At 56.4% G+C, this 18,191-nt stretch carries 16 protein-coding genes and 1 tRNA gene; 9 read left to right on the top strand and 8 right to left on the bottom strand.

Annotation, left to right across the window (positions count from 1 at the left end; translation table 11 throughout):
* Positions 1-130: 130 nt before the first annotated feature.
* Positions 131-502, bottom strand: coding sequence for a hypothetical protein (locus ACSC94_RS09900; protein WP_435640674.1), 372 nt, complete (start codon positions 500-502; stop codon positions 131-133).
* On the opposite strand from ACSC94_RS09900, the gene ACSC94_RS09895 reads away from it, so the two are divergent.
* The 3 genes from ACSC94_RS09895 (at position 501) to ACSC94_RS09885 (ending at position 6,321) form a co-directional block, all read left to right on the top strand.
* The gene (locus tag ACSC94_RS09895; RefSeq protein WP_435640673.1) at positions 501-719 is read left to right on the top strand and encodes a hypothetical protein; all 219 of its coding nucleotides are present in this window, start codon (positions 501-503) and stop codon (positions 717-719) included. The two genes, ACSC94_RS09900 and ACSC94_RS09895, sit on opposite strands and share 2 nt — an antisense overlap.
* Positions 720-941: 222 nt before the next feature.
* Positions 942-1,433, top strand: a complete 492-nt coding sequence (locus tag ACSC94_RS09890) for a DUF4402 domain-containing protein (protein WP_435640672.1) — start codon at positions 942-944, stop codon at positions 1,431-1,433.
* A 298-nt stretch (positions 1,434-1,731) separates the two neighbouring features.
* The gene (locus tag ACSC94_RS09885; RefSeq protein ID WP_435640671.1) at positions 1,732-6,321 is read left to right on the top strand and encodes a beta strand repeat-containing protein; all 4,590 of its coding nucleotides are present in this window, start codon (positions 1,732-1,734) and stop codon (positions 6,319-6,321) included.
* 21 nt (positions 6,322-6,342) lie between these two features.
* On the opposite strand, the gene ACSC94_RS09880 is transcribed toward ACSC94_RS09885, so the two are convergent.
* The 7 genes from ACSC94_RS09880 to ACSC94_RS09850 all read right to left on the bottom strand — a co-directional run bounded on the left by ACSC94_RS09880 (position 6,343) and on the right by ACSC94_RS09850 (position 12,759).
* Positions 6,343-6,969: a HEPN domain-containing protein gene (locus ACSC94_RS09880; protein ID WP_435640670.1), complete on the bottom strand. Its 627-nt coding sequence runs from the start codon at positions 6,967-6,969 to the stop codon at positions 6,343-6,345.
* A 7-nt stretch (positions 6,970-6,976) separates the two neighbouring features.
* Entirely contained in the window at positions 6,977-8,017 is a 1,041-nt protein-coding gene (locus ACSC94_RS09875) for a ParA family protein (protein ID WP_435640669.1), read from the bottom strand.
* A 121-nt stretch (positions 8,018-8,138) separates the two neighbouring features.
* Positions 8,139-8,214, bottom strand: a tRNA-Ala gene (locus ACSC94_RS09870).
* A 219-nt stretch (positions 8,215-8,433) separates the two neighbouring features.
* Positions 8,434-10,101, bottom strand: coding sequence for a sigma-54-dependent transcriptional regulator (locus ACSC94_RS09865; protein ID WP_435640668.1), 1,668 nt, complete (start codon positions 10,099-10,101; stop codon positions 8,434-8,436).
* 214 nt (positions 10,102-10,315) lie between these two features.
* Positions 10,316-11,065: a Bax inhibitor-1/YccA family protein gene (locus tag ACSC94_RS09860; protein ID WP_435640667.1), complete on the bottom strand. Its 750-nt coding sequence runs from the start codon at positions 11,063-11,065 to the stop codon at positions 10,316-10,318.
* Between the two features lie 71 nt (positions 11,066-11,136).
* A complete protein-coding gene (locus ACSC94_RS09855) occupies positions 11,137-12,171 on the bottom strand; it encodes a M48 family metallopeptidase (RefSeq protein WP_435640666.1) in 1,035 nt (344 codons plus the stop codon).
* A 12-nt stretch (positions 12,172-12,183) separates the two neighbouring features.
* Complete coding sequence (locus ACSC94_RS09850; protein WP_435640665.1) at positions 12,184-12,759, bottom strand: LemA family protein; 576 nt, start codon at positions 12,757-12,759, stop codon at positions 12,184-12,186.
* A gap of 139 nt (positions 12,760-12,898) precedes the next feature.
* On the opposite strand from ACSC94_RS09850, the gene ACSC94_RS09845 reads away from it, so the two are divergent.
* From ACSC94_RS09845 to ACSC94_RS09820, 6 genes are all read left to right on the top strand, one after another.
* Positions 12,899-13,759: a thioredoxin fold domain-containing protein gene (locus ACSC94_RS09845; protein ID WP_435640664.1), complete on the top strand. Its 861-nt coding sequence runs from the start codon at positions 12,899-12,901 to the stop codon at positions 13,757-13,759.
* A gap of 161 nt (positions 13,760-13,920) precedes the next feature.
* Positions 13,921-14,931 carry a hypothetical protein gene (locus ACSC94_RS09840; RefSeq protein ID WP_435640663.1) on the top strand — a complete coding sequence of 337 codons (1,011 nt, stop codon included), beginning with the start codon at positions 13,921-13,923 and terminating at the stop codon, positions 14,929-14,931.
* 12 nt (positions 14,932-14,943) lie between these two features.
* Positions 14,944-15,360 (top strand): lytic transglycosylase domain-containing protein, encoded by a 417-nt coding sequence (locus ACSC94_RS09835; protein ID WP_435640662.1) that lies wholly within the window; start codon positions 14,944-14,946, stop codon positions 15,358-15,360.
* Between the two features lie 252 nt (positions 15,361-15,612).
* On the top strand, positions 15,613-16,131 hold the full coding sequence (locus ACSC94_RS09830) for a DotD/TraH family lipoprotein (RefSeq protein WP_435640661.1): 519 nt from the start codon (positions 15,613-15,615) through the stop codon (positions 16,129-16,131).
* Between the two features lie 3 nt (positions 16,132-16,134).
* Positions 16,135-16,980, top strand: a complete 846-nt coding sequence (locus tag ACSC94_RS09825) for a type IV secretion system DotC family protein (protein ID WP_435640660.1) — start codon at positions 16,135-16,137, stop codon at positions 16,978-16,980.
* A complete protein-coding gene (locus tag ACSC94_RS09820; RefSeq protein ID WP_435640659.1) occupies positions 16,959-18,122 on the top strand; it encodes a type IV pilus twitching motility protein PilT in 1,164 nt (387 codons plus the stop codon). Before ACSC94_RS09825 ends, ACSC94_RS09820 begins: the two co-directional genes overlap by 22 nt.
* Positions 18,123-18,191: the final 69 nt, after the last annotated feature.

Here is an 18,191-nt window from a genome sequence, read left to right as displayed (position 1 = left end):
CGCGTTTTTAGCATGTCGCCCTTGCCCAAGTCACGCAAAAGACCCGCAATCCATGAAAAATGCATACACGGCAAAAGCGCGCCCGATCATCAATCGAAGCGCGCTTTAAAATCAGTGTGTTAAGCCGTCGTTACGGCAGAATGGCACCCTGAACCGGGGTTGGGTTGGCTTCCATGCCGGGCACGATGGCCGTTGCCGGGTCGCTCAGCGTGTCCCCCGTGTTTGCAGATGGGGTTTCACCCACTGCTGCGGCACCGTCCGGGGCATCACCGCCAGCGGCCGGGGCAATCGCGTTCAAGGCGGCAGCAGCATCATCACCATCGGCAGCGGCCAGCGCGGGCATGCTGCTGGTCGGATCGGACAAAGCTTGCGGTCCAGACGCCGTGAAATATCCGCCAAAGCCATCATCAGCGGCCATGGCCATGGGGGCCAGCGCGCCAAAAGAGGTCGCGGCCATCAATGCGGCCGTCAACAGACCGATACGAATCCCGGTGTGGATCATGGTTAAACTCCCTGTGTTTATCGTTATTGATCCAAGCCTGGTCGGTTTATTGGACTTACCAGGACTGGATTTTTTCTCCGGCGCGCTCAACGTCACGCCCCATGCCATCGACCGTATTCCCGCAGGCCGAAAGAGACCCGGCAGCCAGAATCATCAGAACGGCAAACATCAAACCTGTGCGCATTTTTTAAAGCCCTTATCGAAGTGTGATTTTTAAAAACAGCATCCGAAAGGTAGCAAAGCCACCGCGTCCGGGAAAGGCGGAAATACACCCCACCATCAGGTTATGAGAGCAATATAGCCCCAATCCGCCCGCCGGACACCCTCTTTCGTGCTTTTGGCGCAACCCTCTGGAAATCAATGGTTTCTTCAGATTTTGGCGGATTTAAAGCGTTTGCAACCCGGGATCGAGCGCTTATAATCAGGATCAGGACCGACCATGATCAAAAGCGATAAAGCCCTGCTTCTGGCAGGCGGTATGTTAATGAGCTTAACCCTCGCCCCGCTCCGTGCGGTGGCGCAGACGATCAATTGCAATTTGCCACTGGTGTTCGGGACCCTGTTGTCCTGTCCGGGGGCGGGCTCGGTTACGATCACACCCTCGAATGGGCGCAGCACCGCGGGGTGTGTAACCGCGATACCGGGGGCGTTTAACCGGGGTATGTGCCTTGTGCAAAGCGTGTCTTCCACCGGGACGGGCGCGGACATGGTGCAGATCAGCGCCCCGGCTTCCGTGGTTCTGAATGGTCCTGGCGGGGCGACGATGGTGATTGACCAATTCAATGTCGGAACGGATGCGGGCGGGGTGCAATACACCGTCACCGCCGGCGGGGCGGCCACCGCCCCCATTGGCGCCCGCCTGAACATTCAGTCCGGTCAGGCCGCAGGCAGCTATAGCGGCAGTTACACCATCAACGCCAATTATCAGTAACATATTGATTCCTATGATTTTCCGGCCCGTTTTGGGTGGCAACCATGCAATTATGGAAACATAAGTGATTGATAATAAACAGCTTTTCCGACTTTGACCCCCTCCAAAATTAAGAAATGGATCAGCCGACCCTTGCATAATAGAGGCACGGTGGTGGGGCCCCCATGACCAGTATTTGCGAAAGAGACTCTGTCCGGGTCTTGATCTCAGATCGGGTGGCCCCGCCCCCCCGTCTTTTCGTTCTGGCGTTTCTGTGTGTCTTGATCCCGCTCATTGCTGAAACCTAAGGCGAAGCCCGATGTCCACATTCACCATGCAAATCGTTGCCAGCGCGTCGTTCAGCGCCGACGCACCGACGCTTGAGGTTTTGGTGGATGGCCTTGTGGTGGGGTCGACCCAGATTACATCCGGTGCGAACGGTGATTATTTTTTCACGCTCGATTTTGACGGCGATTATCCATCCAGTTTGCAATTCCGTTTTAACGATGCCTCGGGCGAAGGCGGGCGCAGCATCAATATCGCGTCTGTGCGCATCAATGGCACGTCCGTCGATAACGGTTATATCACCCTGCTGACCTTGTTGCAGGCGCAGACATCGACGCTGAACGCGGCGGCGGTGGATCATTTGTTTGGGCGCACCACACCGACGGAAGGTGATTTTTCCGGCACGCCAAACAATGGCACGGGCGGAGATGACAGCCTCGTCGGGTCCAACATCGACCCCGATATTATCAGCGCCGGAAACGGCCACGACCGCATTCGCGGGCGCGATGCTGAAAACGCCATCTTTGGCGGGGCGGGCGATGATAAAATTTTCGCCGGGGCGGGCAATGATGTCGTCATGGGCGGCGACGGCGTTGATTGGCTTTATGGTGAAGATGGCGATGACATTCTCTATGGCGATGCGGGCGATGACATCATCGTTGGCGGTCTGGGCAATGATGTGGCCAATGGCGGTGCGGATAACGACACGCTGAGCGGCGATGCCGGGGCCGATATCCTGTTCGGGGATGATGGCGATGACATGCTGATCGGCGGTGCCGGGGATGACCATTTATTCGGCGATGATGGCGCGGATACGCTGTCCGGTGGGGCCGACAATGATACGATTTATGGTGGTCTGGGGAACGATAAACTGTACGGCGATGCCGGAAACGATACGCTCTATGGCGAAGCGGGTGATGACCTGCTCAATGGCGGAGCGGGCAATGATACGCTGTATGGCAATAACGACAATGACACGCTGAATGGCGGCGCCGGGACTGATGCGCTGTATGGTGGCGCGGGCAATGACACGCTGCTGGGTCTGGCGGGGGATGACACGCTGGATGGTGGGGATGATAACGATACCATCGAAGGCGGGTTGGGCAATGACACGCTGATCGGCGGCAATGGCACCGATACGGTCAGTTTTGCCAGCGCAAGCGGCGGGATCAATTTCAATCTGTCTGTCACATCGGCGCAAAATACGGGATCTGCGGGTCTGGACACCGTATCAGGTTTTGAAAATGTCACCGGGTCCGGTTTCAATGATGTGATTGCCGGAACATCCGCCGCCAACGTGATGAATGGCGGAGGCGGGGTTGATACGGTGACCTATGCGGCGGCGGCCTCTGCGGTGACCGTCAATCTTACGACCGGGGCGGTGACGGGTGGTGCGGGCAATGACACGCTGTCCAATTTTGAAAATATTATTGGTTCGGCTTTCAACGATACGCTGACGGGCAATGGGTCCGATAACGTGATCGAAGGTGGGACCGGGAACGATACGATGGATGGCGCGGGCGGCATTGATACCGCCGATTACGCCAATGCGGCATCGGGCATTACCGTATCGCTGGCCGTGGCCGGGGCGCAGGTGACGGGCGGGGCGGGCACGGATACGCTGTCGAACTTTGAAAACCTGACCGGGTCGGCCTTTGATGACGTTCTGGCGGGCAATTCCGGAACCAATATTTTGATTGGCGGCGCGGGCACGGACCGTTTGACCTATGCCGCGGCTGTGGCCGGGGTGACCATTTCACTGGCGCTGACAACGGCGCAAAATACGGGCGGCGATGGGACGGACACGATCAGCGGGTTCGAGGATTTAACCGGGTCGGCGTTTAACGACACCCTGACCGGCGATAACAACGCCAACGTCATCGAAGGATTGGCCGGAAACGACACGCTGGACGGCGCGGGCGGTGTGGATACATTGTCCTACGCCAATGCGGCATCAGGCATTACGATTTCACTGGCCTTGGCCACGGCACAAAATACGGGCGGGGCCGGAACCGATACGGTTTCCAATTTTGAAAATATCACCGGTTCGGATTATGCCGATGTGCTGACCGGAAACACGCTGGCCAACATTATCAATGGCGGCGTGGGGAATGACACGATTGATGGCGGGTTGGGAAATGACACGCTGGACGGTGGCGCGGGCACGAACACCGTATCGTATTTAAGTGCGACATCCGGCGTGACCGTCAATTTGGCGACGGGGTCCGCCACGGGCGGCGCGGGCACCGATACAATTTCGAATTTCCTGCATCTGGTGGGCTCCGATTATGCCGACACCCTGACCGGAACGACGGGGGATAATATCATCTCTGGCGGTCTTGGGGGCGATACGATCAATGGCGGCGATGGCGTTGATACGCTGTATGCCGTCACCGCCCCGATCAGCGTATTTTCCACGAATTTCAACAGCGGGACGGAAAGCTTCACCTACGCCGATAACGTCTTTGGCGGTACGGGCGGGGCGTATGTCAGTGGCAGCCGTAACACCGGCGACGGCGTCAACGGCAACGGATCACTGGAAGTGTTCTTTGACGGCACCAACGCAACGTCCAGCGGCACCATGTCCGGCGGGCACAGCCGCACCTTCACAATGACCGAAGATGTACAGGACACGGTCCTGAGCTTCCAATACAAGGTGATCCGGTCCGGGACCTACGAAACGGACGAAGATACGTTTGTGTATGTTGAAATTGACGGCGTGCGTTATGGCCTGAACGGCAATGACCACATTGTCCGCATGGAAAGCGACGGCAACGACCCCACCTATGACACCGGCTGGCGTCAGGTCAGTATTGATCTGGGCGCGTTGTATCAGGGTAATCACACCATCACGGTGGGCGGTCTGGTTGAGGGCAAAAATGCCGCGGATGAAGACACAACAATCCGCTTTGACAACATCGCCATCGGCACCGATCCGGGCAGCGATGATACGGTGTCCAATGTTTTGAATGGCGGTAACGGCAATGACACACTGTATGGCAGCGCCGGGACCGACACGCTGAATGGCAATGACGGGGCGGATACGTTGTATTCCGGGTCGACGGCGAACGTGACCTCGGCGTCCATCCTCGCGGCCTATCCGGGGTTGGTGTACAACGCCACGACGAACAGTTTTTACCTCTATGTCTCCACCACTTTGACATGGGAGGCTGCGAACAGTGCGGCCACGTCCTATCTGGTCAATGGTGTGGCGGGGCATCTGGCCCATTCCAATTCCGCCACGGAAAACAGCTATCTCGACACTGTGACGGGAACGGCCAATTTCTGGCTGGGTGGGTCGGACGGCACGGTGAACGGCGAATGGCGCTGGGTCGGTGGGCCGGATGATGGCACGCAATTCTGGCAGGGGTTGGCCAACGGGTCCGCCATCGGCGGGGCCTATACCAACTGGAACCCCGGCGAACCCAACGATTATAACGGGTTCGAAGCCCACCTCGAATTTTACAATGGCGGCGTCTGGAACGACCAATTGCCCAGCACCACACGCGGCTACGTGATTGAATGGGAAGCGGACCAGATTTTAACGTCCGGCAACCCGACCGTTCTGGCCGGGGGCGATGGGTTGGATCAACTGTACGGGTCGGACGGCGCGGATATTTTCCTGTTTGACTGGATCGGCGCGGCCAATGACGATGATGTGATCCATGATTTTGATTATACCGATGGCGACGGGCTGGATTTATCCGACCTGCTCTCTGCCTTCGATCCAGTGACCGAAGCGATTGCCGATTTCGTCGCGCTCAGCGATGGCACCAGCGATGATCTCTATCAACTGATCACGCTGAATTATGATCCGTTGCTCTATTACCGCATGGGCGAAACAAACGGCAGCACGATGGTGGATGCCATGGGTATTCTGGACGGCGCCTATGACAACAATCCGGGCAAAAACAACACGGCGTTTAACGCCGCCCTTGATAATGGCTCCATCGACTTTAACGGCAGCAACGAACGCGGCCGCGTGGATGATGACGCCATTTTCGACCTGACCTCCGGAACATTCATGGCGTGGGCCAAATCCGAAACCGGGTCGGGCACACATTCGATTTTGTCCAAACATGGGGCTGGCACCACGAACGGCCAATTCCATTTCGGGGCCAATTTATCGAACGGTAATGTGACGGGTGAACTGCAAATCGGCGGCACCACGTACACCATCAACGTCGATCCCATCGCCATGGGCGCGGCGGATGACGTGGACCAGAATGATTGGAATTTCTACGCTTTCACCTTCGGTGCGGGCGGGGCGACATTGTATTTCAACGGCGTCGCGGTCTATTCCAACGCCAACTTCACGTCGATCACGGGGTCCGATTACCGCTTTATCGTCGGCGCGGAAAACTCCGGCGGCAACACGACCTACGCCGAATACTGGAACGGTGATATCGATGAAGTGGCCGTCTACGACTACAAAATGGGCGGCCAATCCATCAACCACATCTACCAAGCCGGCCTAAACGCCTTCGACGGCGCCGTCCCCGCCGGCGTCTACGTCTCCCCCACCGGGGCGTACACGGATTACACACAGATCGCAAGCTTCGCCGGAACGGCGAATGTGACGAATGCGATGGATTTGTTTGAGAGCGGGCAGATTATCGTTTAATTTTTGCACGGGATCGTTTAACTAAACTGAATTATCAATAGCTCTTACGATTTTTTCTATGGTTGATTTTACAAAAATTAAATCTTGCGTATTAATTGCCCATGGCTGCCGTGGTGGCCCTGGCTGGAGATCTCCCTCGTGAGCGATTTTGTTTCGTCGCGCGATTATGAGAGAGAGATCTTTTTTTAAGCTTTTGGCAAAAGTGCTTTGAGTTGAGTATGTTGCACCACACTTGAGTGCGACCGTATTCCACAACTCTATTTTCGAGAATAAGCGGATGCCGTCAGCGATTTTTTCAGGGTCTTGATACGTAATAAGGCTTAGCTGATTCCTAACGTCCAAGTCAAAAGCTGCAGAGGATTCTGTTGGGTTTTGTGCCAATCTAATTCGAGATAGGGTGTCGTTTGTAATTTTAAATTTTGAATATGAATCTGTATGCGGTCTAATCCCTTCAAATATTTCCAACATTCTTTGTGCGACCAGTTCATGAACGTACAAATCGAGAGCGCTAACTCTGGCAACCCACTCAGCTCTTAAAAGTTCGTCAGTTCCTACAATAGGATGCGTGCCATTGGAAATGTAAGTGTGGACACTGCTTATAGATAAGCATCTATCCCATACGGCTTCAAAATAAGCTAAGGGTTTCATACTAACCTCAGCTTGTTAAGGCGAAAATCCTATCCGCGCACTCCGAAAAGGACTGTTCAAAAACGGACATGTTCTGTTGAGTTTGTTGCCAAATGGCCCCGGTCTGCTCCGTTTGCTCTTTATTTAAAGCATAAACAGGGACTTGGTGCTCCTGTGAAAGCGCAATCAGGCTGTTAAAGTCAGCAACTTCCATTAAGGGTTGCCAGGGATCAATGCCTATTCGTTGTTTAAAATTCTCCGCGTTCAGCATGCCTGATTTGATCAGTGCTGGTGCAAGGGTGTCTCTTAGTCCAACAGAAAGCTGGTCAATCCAGTTTTGAAATGCGCGGCTAGCTTTCCCATTTCTTGGGCGATATTTCTGAACTATTGCGCCTATGAAAGTTGCTTTTGGTTTAGGGAAGGGATAGTCAGCTCGTTGTAAAGTTTCTATCTCATAGGCTGTTTCTGCCCATTCTTTCCATCTGGGCAAAGTGTTAGCCAAAGAGTTTAGGGCCATGGATGAAAAGTAATCCGGGTGCAATGGGACAAGAAAATGATCAGATGTTGATAATAAGTTCTGATTCAGGGGGCCTAAACTTGGGCTCATATCAACGAGTACATAATCGGCTGAATACTTTGCGGCAGTCTCATCCAGCAAATACCTAATAGCTCCAGGTAGATTTCTTAATGCAAGTAATGATCCGCTGAGTTCTTGTGCTATGCCAAGAGTTGTTTCGTACTCTGCCAATCCTATGTGCCCTGGTAACAAAAGAAGGTTTGGCATATTGGGGATCTCAGCGCATTCGGCGGCGTTAATCTGGCGGGGCTGTGATTCAAAGGCTGGCGCCAAGCCGTCTTTTACGTTATTTGGCGGCATTCCCGAATACAAAGCGTCTAAGTCATCTAAGCCCTTAAAGCCCATAACCATTCCAGTTAGGTTACATTGTGGGTCAAAATCGGCGAGAATTACCCTTTTTCCTTTGAGGGCCATCATCCAACCAAGGTTAAACGCAGTTGTGGTTTTGCTGACGCCGCCTTTGTGATTAAATAAACAAATTATCTTCGCCATTGTTTAGACTCTTGCTAAGTAGTTTGATTGAGAATTGCTGTATAGGGCCATCTAACAAGCGCACAACGTACCACATCTGCATGTGGTACTGCTACAATGGCATCATTACGGATAAGGGGAATGGTGGACCCTATCGGGATCGAACCGACGACCTCTTGCATGCCATGCAAGCGCTCTCCCAGCTGAGCTAAGGGCCCTTCTTTTGAAAGACGAGCGGAAAATAGCCGCCTTCGTCTGTTGTTTCAAGCGCAAAATCCTGAAAACCATGAAAAAGACCCTGTTTGGCCCGGGGCAGGGCGGAAACAGGGTCTTTTCGCAGGGGGTGCCAGTCTTTGCGGCCGGCTTTTTGAGGGGTTCACCAGAGTGTTGACCGGGGTTCATGCGGTGTTCTGGTGCGGTTTTCGGCGGTTTGCGCCTTATTTATGCCCCTGCTTATCCGCCTGGTCCCACACCGCTTTTTTGCGGTAGATGGTCGAGGGCGAGATGTCCAGCAACGCGGCGGCGCGGGGAATGTTACCGCCGCAGACGTTGATGGCCTGCTCAATCGCCACACGTTCCGTGATGGCCAGAGGCTGGATAATCGGTGTGCCACCCATGCCGTCGCCATGGTGGTCGTGACGGCCGCTGTTCAAATCGCCCAGCGTCATGGGGGAGGTCAGCGGGGACGAGGACATGGCGTGGGGCATCAGCCCCAGACCACGCCCCGCGTTCAGGGCCATGTCATGCGCTTCGGCACTGTGCAAAATGCGGTCGGACAGCATCTGGGCCTGCACCAGCGGGCCGTCATGCATCACGACGACATTGCGGATGATGTTTTGCAACTGGCGGATATTTCCCGGCCATTCATAATGGCGCAGAATATCGGCAGCGGCGGCATCAAAGCCGTGGAAAGCCTTTTTCTCCTCCGCCGCATAGCGCAGCAGCAGGGTTTGCGCGATGTCGATGACATCATCCCCCCGCGCCCGCAGCGGCGGCATCGAGATGGGCAGGACGTGCAGGCGATAGAACAGGTCGGCGCGGAACCGGCCCGAGCGGACATCGTCCAGCGGGTCGCGGTTGGTGGCGCAGATAATGCGCACATCCACACTTTCCAGACGGCTGCCGCCGACACGCTGGAACGTGCCGTCCTGCAGGAAGCGGAGCAGTTTGGTCTGCATATTCGGGTCCATGTCGCCGATTTCGTCGAGGAACAATGTCCCGCCATCGGCCAGTTTCGCCGCGCCCTCGCGGTCATTGATCGCGCCGGTGAAGGCCCCGCGCACGTGACCGAACAATTCGCTTTCCAGCAAATCACGCGGAATGGCGGCGCAGTTCAGGGGCACGAACGGGCCCTTGGACCGGGGGGAATGACGGTGGATGGCCTCGGCGCAGACTTCTTTCCCGGTGCCGGATTCCCCGGTGATAAAGACGGTGGCGCTGGAGCGTGCGGCGTTTTGAATATTGTCGTACAGGCGCATCATCACCGGCGATGTGCCGATGAAGCCGCCGAAATCGGTGCCTTGCAGAATGCGCTGCGTGTCATATCCATCGGCGCGGCGCGGCTGTTCCGGTTCGTATCGCGGTTCGGGGGCCATGGCGCCGAGGGTATCGGGCTGAACCCCGGCAATATTGCCGGGCATGGTTTCGGCTTCGTTCATTCCGCGATCTGATGTCGGGTTTTGGGGTTTCATTTGGTTTTCATCCTTTGGGACCAAAGCGTCCTTTTTCGAGAGGTCGTTATCCAGTTCGTCGGCCACCGCGTGGGACAGGCGGTCCATGCTGATCGGTTTGGTCAGGATGGAGCGCGCGCCGCGGCGCATCGCTTCGTCGCGCACGGGGGCGAAATCGGTTCCGGTGATAATGATGACGGGCGGGTGTCCGGGCATGTCGTTGGTTTGTTGCATCACATCCAGACCCGAACAATCCGGCAGGTCCAGATCCAGCAACATCAGGTCAGCACCGTAGCGCTTTAAATCCTCGATCGCGTCGCGCCCGGTATAGGCGCACCGCACATCGTATCCCTGCGCTTTCAGAAAAGTTTCATAGGTGCGGGCCAGTGATGCCGTATCGTCGACAAGAAGTATGCGCGTCTTGTGCGGTTCCATGTCGCCCCCCTTCGCTTCATGCATGGATTCAGAATATAGGCCCAAGCTTAAGGATTCATAAGATGATTACGGGGGTGTGATTGCATTAGAATATTCGAGTATAAAAAAACGCCCGGACAACCGGGCGTTTAGCTGTTTTGCACTGCACGCGTGCAAAAAATTTATTTTAGAAACTATTCTTCTGCGTCGAAGAATACGTCTCTTTTCGCGTGATCTATTCGCGCTGGCCGAGCAGGCTCAGCATAAACTGGAACAGCATAATGAAGTTCACATACAGGCTGAGCGCACCCATAACGGCGGCTTTGCCATTGGCTTCGGCGCCGTGGGCTTCGCTGTACATTTCCTTGATGTTCTGCGTGTCAAACGCGATCAGGCCGGTGTAAACCAGAACCCCAACGCATGAGATTACGAAGTCCATCATCGGGCTTTGCAGGAACATGTTGACCACGATGGCGATCAGCAAGCCAATCACACCCATGACCAGCAAGCCTTGCAGGCCGCTGAGGTCTTTCTTGGTCGTGTAACCAAAAATGGACGTTCCGGCGAACATACCGGCGGTGATGAAAAACACCTTGGCAATGCTGGCGTCGACATAGACCAGGAAGATCGATCCCAGTGACAGGCCGAACGCAGCCGAGAACAGATAGAACAGGGTGGTCAATTGCGCGGCGCTTTTGGTCATCAATGCGCGCTGGTTAAACCCAACGAACATAAACACCAGCGGCAGGAAGGCCAGCACGTAAACCAGCGGCGTGCCATACAGCAATTTGGTCAGCGGCTCGATGCTCGACACAACATACGCGGTGACGCCCGTGACAGCCAGACCCAGACCCATGGTGTTGTACACCTTCTGGAAGTGGGAGCGCAGGCCAGCATCATAGGCAACTGCGCCACTGGTGGTTTGCGTCGTAAAACGATCGGGTTGCATATCTTCTTCTCTCCATTCGATAGCGAAAGCGGCCATCGTGACCGCTTCATGTACTGATATAGACTATTGTAAGCATTCGTGAAGAGGGTTCAACCGAAATCGGACGTCTATCTTGCCCATGGATTCAATGGGTTATCCGATTTTTCGTCTCCGCCCGCACCGGGGATTGGCGTACCGGTGGTGGTGGAAATGGCGCGCACGCGGTCGTCGATCGACGGGTGCGTGGCAAACAGCCCCATAAAGGCGTGGCCGTTTTCAATGCACATCAACGCCACATCATCCGGTACGGCGGGAATATGGTCGCGCCCGGATATGCGTTGCAGGGCCCGCATCATCGCATCCGGATTGCGGGTCAGCTCAACCGCGCCCGCATCGGCCATATATTCCCGGCGGCGCGACAGGGCAAACCGGGTCAGCAGGCTGGCCCCATACCCAATCGCCAAAATAAGCAGAATGGCGAGGGCAATAATGATGGTGCCGCCATTGTTGCGGTTGTTGCCACTGCGCGGCATATACAGGCCATACCGCACCGACGACCACACCAATTGCATGGCGAACCCGATCATGCCGGTGAAGATAATGCACACCATCAACAAGCGGACATCGTGATTGATAATGTGCGTCAGTTCGTGCGCCAGAACGCCCTCAACCTCATCCGGTTGCAGTGTGTTGAGCAGGCCGCGTGTGACGGTCACGGTGTAATCGCTGCGTTGCACGCCGCTGGCAAAGGCATTCAAGGCATCGGTTTCAATGATGTTTAATTGCGGCATCGGCAAGCCGCGCGCGATGCACAGATTTTCCAGCAGGTTGTAGAGCGCGGGTTCTTGTGTGCGTGTGACTGATTTTGCATGCGACAACATCGCCACCATGCGCGTGTTAAAAAACCACGCGATGATAAACCAGATCGCAACAGCGGTGCCGATCAATGGCCAGTATTGCGCGATAAACCCATTGGCGAAATTGGTGGCGATAGCCCCGTGCGGCGCATTCGGCCCCGCACTTTGCCCCATAAAGAAGCCAATCGCGGCGGCCGTGGCCCAGACAATCGCCCCCATCAGGAACGGATACCCGACCAGCAGGATGATCGAGCGCAGATTGTTGTTCCAGATATGGGTCTTTAAACCCGCTGCGGCCAGAGCCATGGGGTGGGTGCCTTATGCGCCGAATTTCACTTCGGGCGGGGCGGCGCGCACGGCTTCGGCTTGTGCCGCGTCCAGTTCGAAGAATTCTTCCGAATGGAACCCGAACATGCCCGCCATCAAATTGGCCGGGAATTGTTGAATGGCGGTGTTGTATTCGTTCGTCGCGCTGTTGAAGAAACGACGTGCGGCGGCGATTTTGTTTTCAATGTCGCTCAATTCCGCCTGCAGACGCTGGAAATTCTGGTCCGCTTTCAATTGCGGATAGTTTTCCGCCACAGCGAAAAGGCCCATCAACGCACTGCCCAGCATGCCTTCGGCTTGAATGCGGTCCGTTCCGGCGCCGGATGTACGGCCCACTTGCGCGCGGGCTTGGGTGACGTTTTCAAACACGCTTTTTTCGTGGGTGGCATAGCCCTTGACCGTTTCCACCAGATTGGGGATCAGGTCGAACCGTTGTTTCAATTGCACATCGATATCGGAAAACGCATTATTCCGCGTCTGGCGCAGGGCGACCAGACGGTTGTAAATCATGATCAGACCCAGAACGATCACACCCAGAACAATCAGAATGATAAGGCCGGTATCCATCACGCATTCTCCGTTTTGTAAAATTTATCAGCGGGGACAAGTGTATCAGGTCATGGTGCGGGGGCAAGCCGTGCCTTTACGCCGCCATAAATGATCTGTACTCTTTGGCTCTGTCCCATTTTACAGGGTTTTGTGCGCCATGAAAAATTTCCTCCGTCTTTTGCTGGTTCCTGCGCTGGTGTGTGTGATGGGCTTGTCGCCTGTATCCGCACAAACGGCGGAAAAAACGCCCCCGATGCCCGAAGTTTTGAAAGAACTGGGCACGCGCGGTGCGCAAATCCGCTATCTGGGGCGGGAAAAGGGGCTGGATGGCTGGGCCACGATCCTGCAGGGACAGGAGCAATATTTCTACGTCACGCCGGATGGTGAGGCGATCATTATGGGCCTGCTGTTCGACAAATCCGGCCACCCGGTGACGATTGATCAGGTGGCGAAATTGCAGGGCGGCGATGCCGCGCTGGATGCGCTGGCCACCCCGGCCACGCCTGCCGTTGATCCGCTGCAAGCCATTCAGGAAGAACTGCGCGCGCAACAAAATCTCAGCCCGTCCCAGCGCCTGATGAAAGAGGTCGAAGCCTCGAACATGATTACGCTGGGCAAAAATGCGGATGCGCCGGTGATTTATGCTTTCATGGACCCGCAATGCCCGCATTGCCACGCGCTGATGAATGATCTGCGCAAGGACCTGCTGGCCACCGGACAAATCCAGATCAAAATGATCCCGGTGGGCTTGCGTGATGAAACGAAGGCGCAGGCGGCGTACCTGTTGGCCGCGCCGGATGCGGAAGAGCGCTGGTACAAACATCTGGACGGTGACACCAAAGCCCTGCCGATCGATCCGGCGATTAACAAGCAAGGGGTCGAGCGCAATTTGCTGATCATGCAGAACTGGAAACTGGATGCCACGCCGATCCTGCTTTATCACAGCAAGACGGGCGAGATTAAAATGGTCCGCGGCCGCCCGCGTGATCTGGCTGAAATTACCGCCGATTTGTTCTGATTTTCCTGTCTTTCAAGCAAACACCCCCGTTTTTCGGGGGTGTTTGTGCTTTTGGCGGCCAAAAAGGGTTGCCGTTTTTGACTGCTGCCCCCTATAACAAAGACAGGGTTACGATTGGGTTCAAGGTCGGCTTACGCCGCTATTATTGACATAATGAGATTATGAGTCAGCGCGCTGAATTTCAAATACAGGTTCTGGAACGTCTGGGCGTGCCGTTGATGACGGCGGTTGCGTCCGTGTCCGCACGCATGGGCGTGGCCCCGGATATGCGGGCGGATGCCACGCGTCTGGCCGAATTGATCAGCCGCACGGTGCAAATGTCCGTGTCGCTGTCTGAATCCATGGATATTCGCGACGATCAGGGACAGGCCGATGGTCTGCGTCTGGCACTGGCCGGATTGGCCGCGCCGTTGGTGGCCGGGTCCTATGAAATGACGGGCCGCGTCCCGGTTGAGGGCGATATTGGCCGTCTGGCGTCGACCCTTGGGGCCGTGTTGGCCTTTGCTGATAATTTCACCCCGGCGGCGGATGCCACCGCGCGTTTGAACGCGCTGGAGGCTGGGCCGTACACCGGCGGGCCGGACGAGCCGCAAATCCATATTCAGGCCCTGTTCGCCCTCGTCCCTGTGGTACAGGCGATTGGTGTGTACTCCTTTGGCCGCCCGGAAAAGAAACTGGTGCAGGATGTTTCGGCCATGGTGCTGGACCGCGCGTCCACCATGCGGGCCCGGATGCTCGGCCCCAATGCCACACTGGCCCAGCAGAAGAAAGCCGAATTGTCGATCGTACGGGCCCTGTGCCTGCTGTACGCGCAATGCCATGCCATGGAAACAAGCCGTTTGATGATGATGGATGAAGCGTCCCGCAACGCCATGATCCAGCAAAGCGGCGGTCAGGTGCCGATGGACGATGTCTGGGTCGCGTTTGACCGTGGCGCGGAAATGCTGGCCCTGACGGCGGAAGCCGTCACCGGAGTAAGTGCGGCGGACGCTGTCACGGGAACAAGTGCGGCGGCGGGTTCCGCTGGCGGTGCGTCAGCCGTTCGTCCAGCCCCGGCCCCGGTTCAACAACGGTCCGCCCCTGTCGCTCCCCCGCCGGCCAACCCCACAAGTGGCCCGATGGGCTTCTTCGCTGGCAAAAAAGCCGCCAGCGGCGAAGACACCGGGGAATAAGGGGATGCGATCATGAGCGCAATGTCCGGTATTCTGGCGGGATGCATCCTGATCGCGGCGCAAACCTATTCCATTCCTCCGGCGGTTTTGCTGGGGATTTATCAGGTCGAAGGCGGCCGGGTCGGGCAGGAAGTCGGCCCGAACGACAACGGCACCTATGACCTCGGTCCGATGCAGATCAACACGCTCTGGCTGGATGAATTGTCCGGTGTCTGGGGGGTCAGCCCCACGACCGCGCGCAAATGGGTGCGGGACGATCCATGCACCAATGTTGGCGTATCCGCGTGGATTTTGCGCCGTCATTTGAACGATACGGGCAATTTATCCAAGGCGATTGCCCATTATCACTCCCGCACCCCCGGAATTGGCGGGAAATATAAGAAAAAAGTGGTGTCTTCGATGGAACGCCACGGTCTTTTGCGTAAATAAATTATACAGAATCTCAGAAAATCGGAGTCTCAGAATCTCGGAATCTGGGGTGGGAGATGCTCTGAGATTCAGAGATTCTGAGATTCTGAGTTTCCGAGATTACGACTTGTTCCATCGCGCGGGACAAGGTAACTTGTGGAAGTGTTCTGATTTGGGGGTGTTCGGTCATACCATGGCCTGCTGTCCCGGTCGTCCCATTCCCCGGGTTTTTGGCATTCTCGGGTTCCGCATTTTTGAGGGTGTTTTGTGGTCATGATGCGTTTTCGCAAACAAGCTTTTTCGCTGACTCTGTGCGTGGCTGCGCTGGCGTTGTCCGCCTGCGCGCCGGGACAGGCTGTACAAAAAAATAACAATCCGCAACTGGTTGCGTCACCGGAGAAGGTGAATTTGATGCTGGCCGAAGCCGCCGATCGTGCATCGGGCGCGCTGGAAACGCTGGCCGCCGTTGAACAAGCGCGCAGCCCCGGTGTTGCGGTTGAACCGATTGCCGATGCGCCGGTTGAATTGAACCGCGCCATTACCGTGAACTGGGTTGGCCCGGTTGAACCGATTGCCAAAACGCTGGCTGATCGCGCGGGCTATGCCTTTATGTCTGTGGGCGAACAACCGCCTGTGCCTGTTGTTGTTTCCATCAATGTTGAAAACCGTCCGGTGATCGATGTTCTGCGCTCGCTGGGCCTGCAACTGGGTCAACGCGCCGATGTTCGCGTCGATGGTGTTCGCCGCATGGTGGAAATCCACTACGCGCCTGTGACGGGTGTCGGGGGATAACACGTGATCCGCACGCCATCATTTTTCCGTGTACTGACTTTGACGGCGCTGACCTGCGGCGCGGTTCTGTTTGCTGGCCCTGTGGCGCTGGCCGAACGCGCACCGCCACCGCCGATCGTTGAATTGCAAAACCCTGTTCGCACCGACACGGCGATCAGCATTGGCGTGACCGAAGGTCTGCCGCTGGATATTCGCTTTGACGCGATGAAGGAAGCGGCGCTGTCGTATGGTGCGCGTGGTGGTCTGGCCTGGCGCACATGGGAAATCCGCAACGAACTGGAAAACACGTCCGATTACATGGACAAGGTGTTTGATTTTCGCCAGTTGCTGATCGCGGCCCCGTCGGGTCTGCTGATCGAACCGCCGATCGTTTCTGAACAGGAAAATGCCTTGTTGATCGAGGCTGGCGGTCAATCCGCCGCCGTGTCGGACCGGGTTTATTCCATCAGTGCGAACGCAAAAATCGTCGCGACCGCGCGTGTCTGGCGCAATTATCTGGAACGTGACTGGGGCAAAGTAACCCCGCCGCCAGATGTGCTGCTGCCCGAAACACCGGAAGAGCAAGAGCGCTGGGAAAACTGGGTCCAAATCGGCTGGGAACGCGGCGTTGAGCAGGCGGATGAAATTTTCCAAGACGATCTGCACACTTTGTCGGCGGATTATCAGGGCATGGTGCGGTATCGGATGCTGCTGGCTCAGGATATGGTGTCGCAACCCTACGCGCTGCATGTTGATCGCGGCGTGACGGGTGGTGGCGATGTCATGCGTGTTGGCGACCGCGCGGTGCAAATCACCGGCAAGCCTGAACTCAAGCCGGGATCGGATACATGGCTGCCCGCAAGCCGATAAGTCTTGTAAAGGGCGCGGATAACGTCGCCCAGACATGGCCCGATGAACCCAACCGGTTCACGGACGAACATGTCGATCCGTTCCTGCTCTGGTCGGTAAAGCGCAACGCATCCGATATTACGTTCCAATCCGATAAACAGATTTATCACGAAATTGACGGCGTTCTGTATCCGGCGACCTATCGCGCGCTGGATGCGGGTGACATGGCCGTGATGCTGCAAAAAATTTACGGGCCGGAAGCACAAGCCCGTCTGGCCTCGGGGACGGACCTCGATCTGTCCTATGAACTGAAACCCGATCGCTACACGCGCATCCGCTTCCGTGTGAACATTACGCCCGTCCTGTCCAAGGGCCGCGACGCGGCGCAGATTACCATGCGGGTTCTGCCCAACGAGCCGCCGACGATGCTCGATCTGAATATCGAAGACGACATCGTGAAAAACTGGGCCCCGCGTCAGGGTGTTGTGATTATCACCGGCCCGACGGGGTCGGGGAAAACCACGTTGCTGGCCGCGGGCAACCGCATGATGCTGGAACGCGCGCACGGGTGCGGCAAAATGCTGACCTACGAAGCGCCGATTGAATATGTGTATGACGCGATCAAAAGTCCGCGTTCGCTGGTCGCGCAGACAGAAATTCCGCGCCACTTGCCCGATTTCGCGCGCGGCGTCCGCAACGCCCTGCGCCGTAAACCGAACATCATTCTGGTGGGCGAAGCCCGCGACCGTGAAACCATTTCCGCCGCGATCGAAGCGGCGCAAACCGGTCACGCCGTGTACACCACAACCCACACGACGGGGGTGGCCTCAACCATCCAGCGTATGGTGGCGACGTTCGATGCCAATGAACGCTCTGAACGGGCCTATGCCCTGATGGAAACGTTGCGGATGATCGTGACCCAGGCGCTGGTGCCGAAAGTCGGCGGCGGCCGTCTGGGCGTGCGGGAATGGATGAAATTCCCCGACGAAGTGCGCGAAAAATTGCTGGATATGGATTTCACCGAATGGCCGGCCAACCTGCAACGGATGCTGCCGACCTATGGTCAAAGCATGGCGATTTCCGCGGGCAAGGCCTTTGACGCCGGGCTGATTGAACGCCGTTGGTATTTGCTCCTGTCCTCCTCGACGGGCGCTGGCGGTTAACCCAGGCTCCTGCCCGCCTGTTAGCGGTTTGTTTAAACTCTGCTGATAGGGTATTCTATGATTATTTAC

It is taken from the genome of Micavibrio aeruginosavorus, from assembly GCF_051245535.1.
Classification (GTDB): domain Bacteria; phylum Pseudomonadota; class Alphaproteobacteria; order Micavibrionales; family Micavibrionaceae; genus Micavibrio; species Micavibrio aeruginosavorus_D.
Note: the sequence above shows the minus strand (reverse complement) of the source record. Positions and strands in the feature narration are given on the sequence as shown.

What these genes read in the sequence shown, in the direction of transcription:
- ACSC94_RS09895 (WP_435640673.1), top strand. Translation starts at nt 501, where the DNA reads ATGGTTAAACTCCCTGTGTTTATCGTTATTGATCCAAGCCTGGTCGGT.
- ACSC94_RS09840 (WP_435640663.1), top strand. Translation starts at nt 13,921, where the DNA reads ATGAGTCAGCGCGCTGAATTTCAAATACAGGTTCTGGAACGTCTGGGC.
- ACSC94_RS09835 (WP_435640662.1), top strand. Translation starts at nt 14,944, where the DNA reads ATGAGCGCAATGTCCGGTATTCTGGCGGGATGCATCCTGATCGCGGCG.
- ACSC94_RS09865 (WP_435640668.1), bottom strand. Translation starts at nt 10,101, where the DNA reads ATGGAACCGCACAAGACGCGCATACTTCTTGTCGACGATACGGCATCA.
- ACSC94_RS09880 (WP_435640670.1), bottom strand. Translation starts at nt 6,969, where the DNA reads ATGAAACCCTTAGCTTATTTTGAAGCCGTATGGGATAGATGCTTATCT.
- ACSC94_RS09850 (WP_435640665.1), bottom strand. Translation starts at nt 12,759, where the DNA reads ATGGATACCGGCCTTATCATTCTGATTGTTCTGGGTGTGATCGTTCTG.
- ACSC94_RS09875 (WP_435640669.1), bottom strand. Translation starts at nt 8,017, where the DNA reads ATGGCGAAGATAATTTGTTTATTTAATCACAAAGGCGGCGTCAGCAAA.
- ACSC94_RS09900 (WP_435640674.1), bottom strand. Translation starts at nt 502, where the DNA reads ATGATCCACACCGGGATTCGTATCGGTCTGTTGACGGCCGCATTGATG.
- ACSC94_RS09845 (WP_435640664.1), top strand. Translation starts at nt 12,899, where the DNA reads ATGAAAAATTTCCTCCGTCTTTTGCTGGTTCCTGCGCTGGTGTGTGTG.
- ACSC94_RS09890 (WP_435640672.1), top strand. Translation starts at nt 942, where the DNA reads ATGATCAAAAGCGATAAAGCCCTGCTTCTGGCAGGCGGTATGTTAATG.
- ACSC94_RS09830 (WP_435640661.1), top strand. Translation starts at nt 15,613, where the DNA reads ATGATGCGTTTTCGCAAACAAGCTTTTTCGCTGACTCTGTGCGTGGCT.
- ACSC94_RS09885 (WP_435640671.1), top strand. Translation starts at nt 1,732, where the DNA reads ATGTCCACATTCACCATGCAAATCGTTGCCAGCGCGTCGTTCAGCGCC.
- ACSC94_RS09855 (WP_435640666.1), bottom strand. Translation starts at nt 12,171, where the DNA reads ATGGCTCTGGCCGCAGCGGGTTTAAAGACCCATATCTGGAACAACAAT.
- ACSC94_RS09820 (WP_435640659.1), top strand. Translation starts at nt 16,959, where the DNA reads ATGGCTGCCCGCAAGCCGATAAGTCTTGTAAAGGGCGCGGATAACGTC.
- ACSC94_RS09860 (WP_435640667.1), bottom strand. Translation starts at nt 11,065, where the DNA reads ATGGCCGCTTTCGCTATCGAATGGAGAGAAGAAGATATGCAACCCGAT.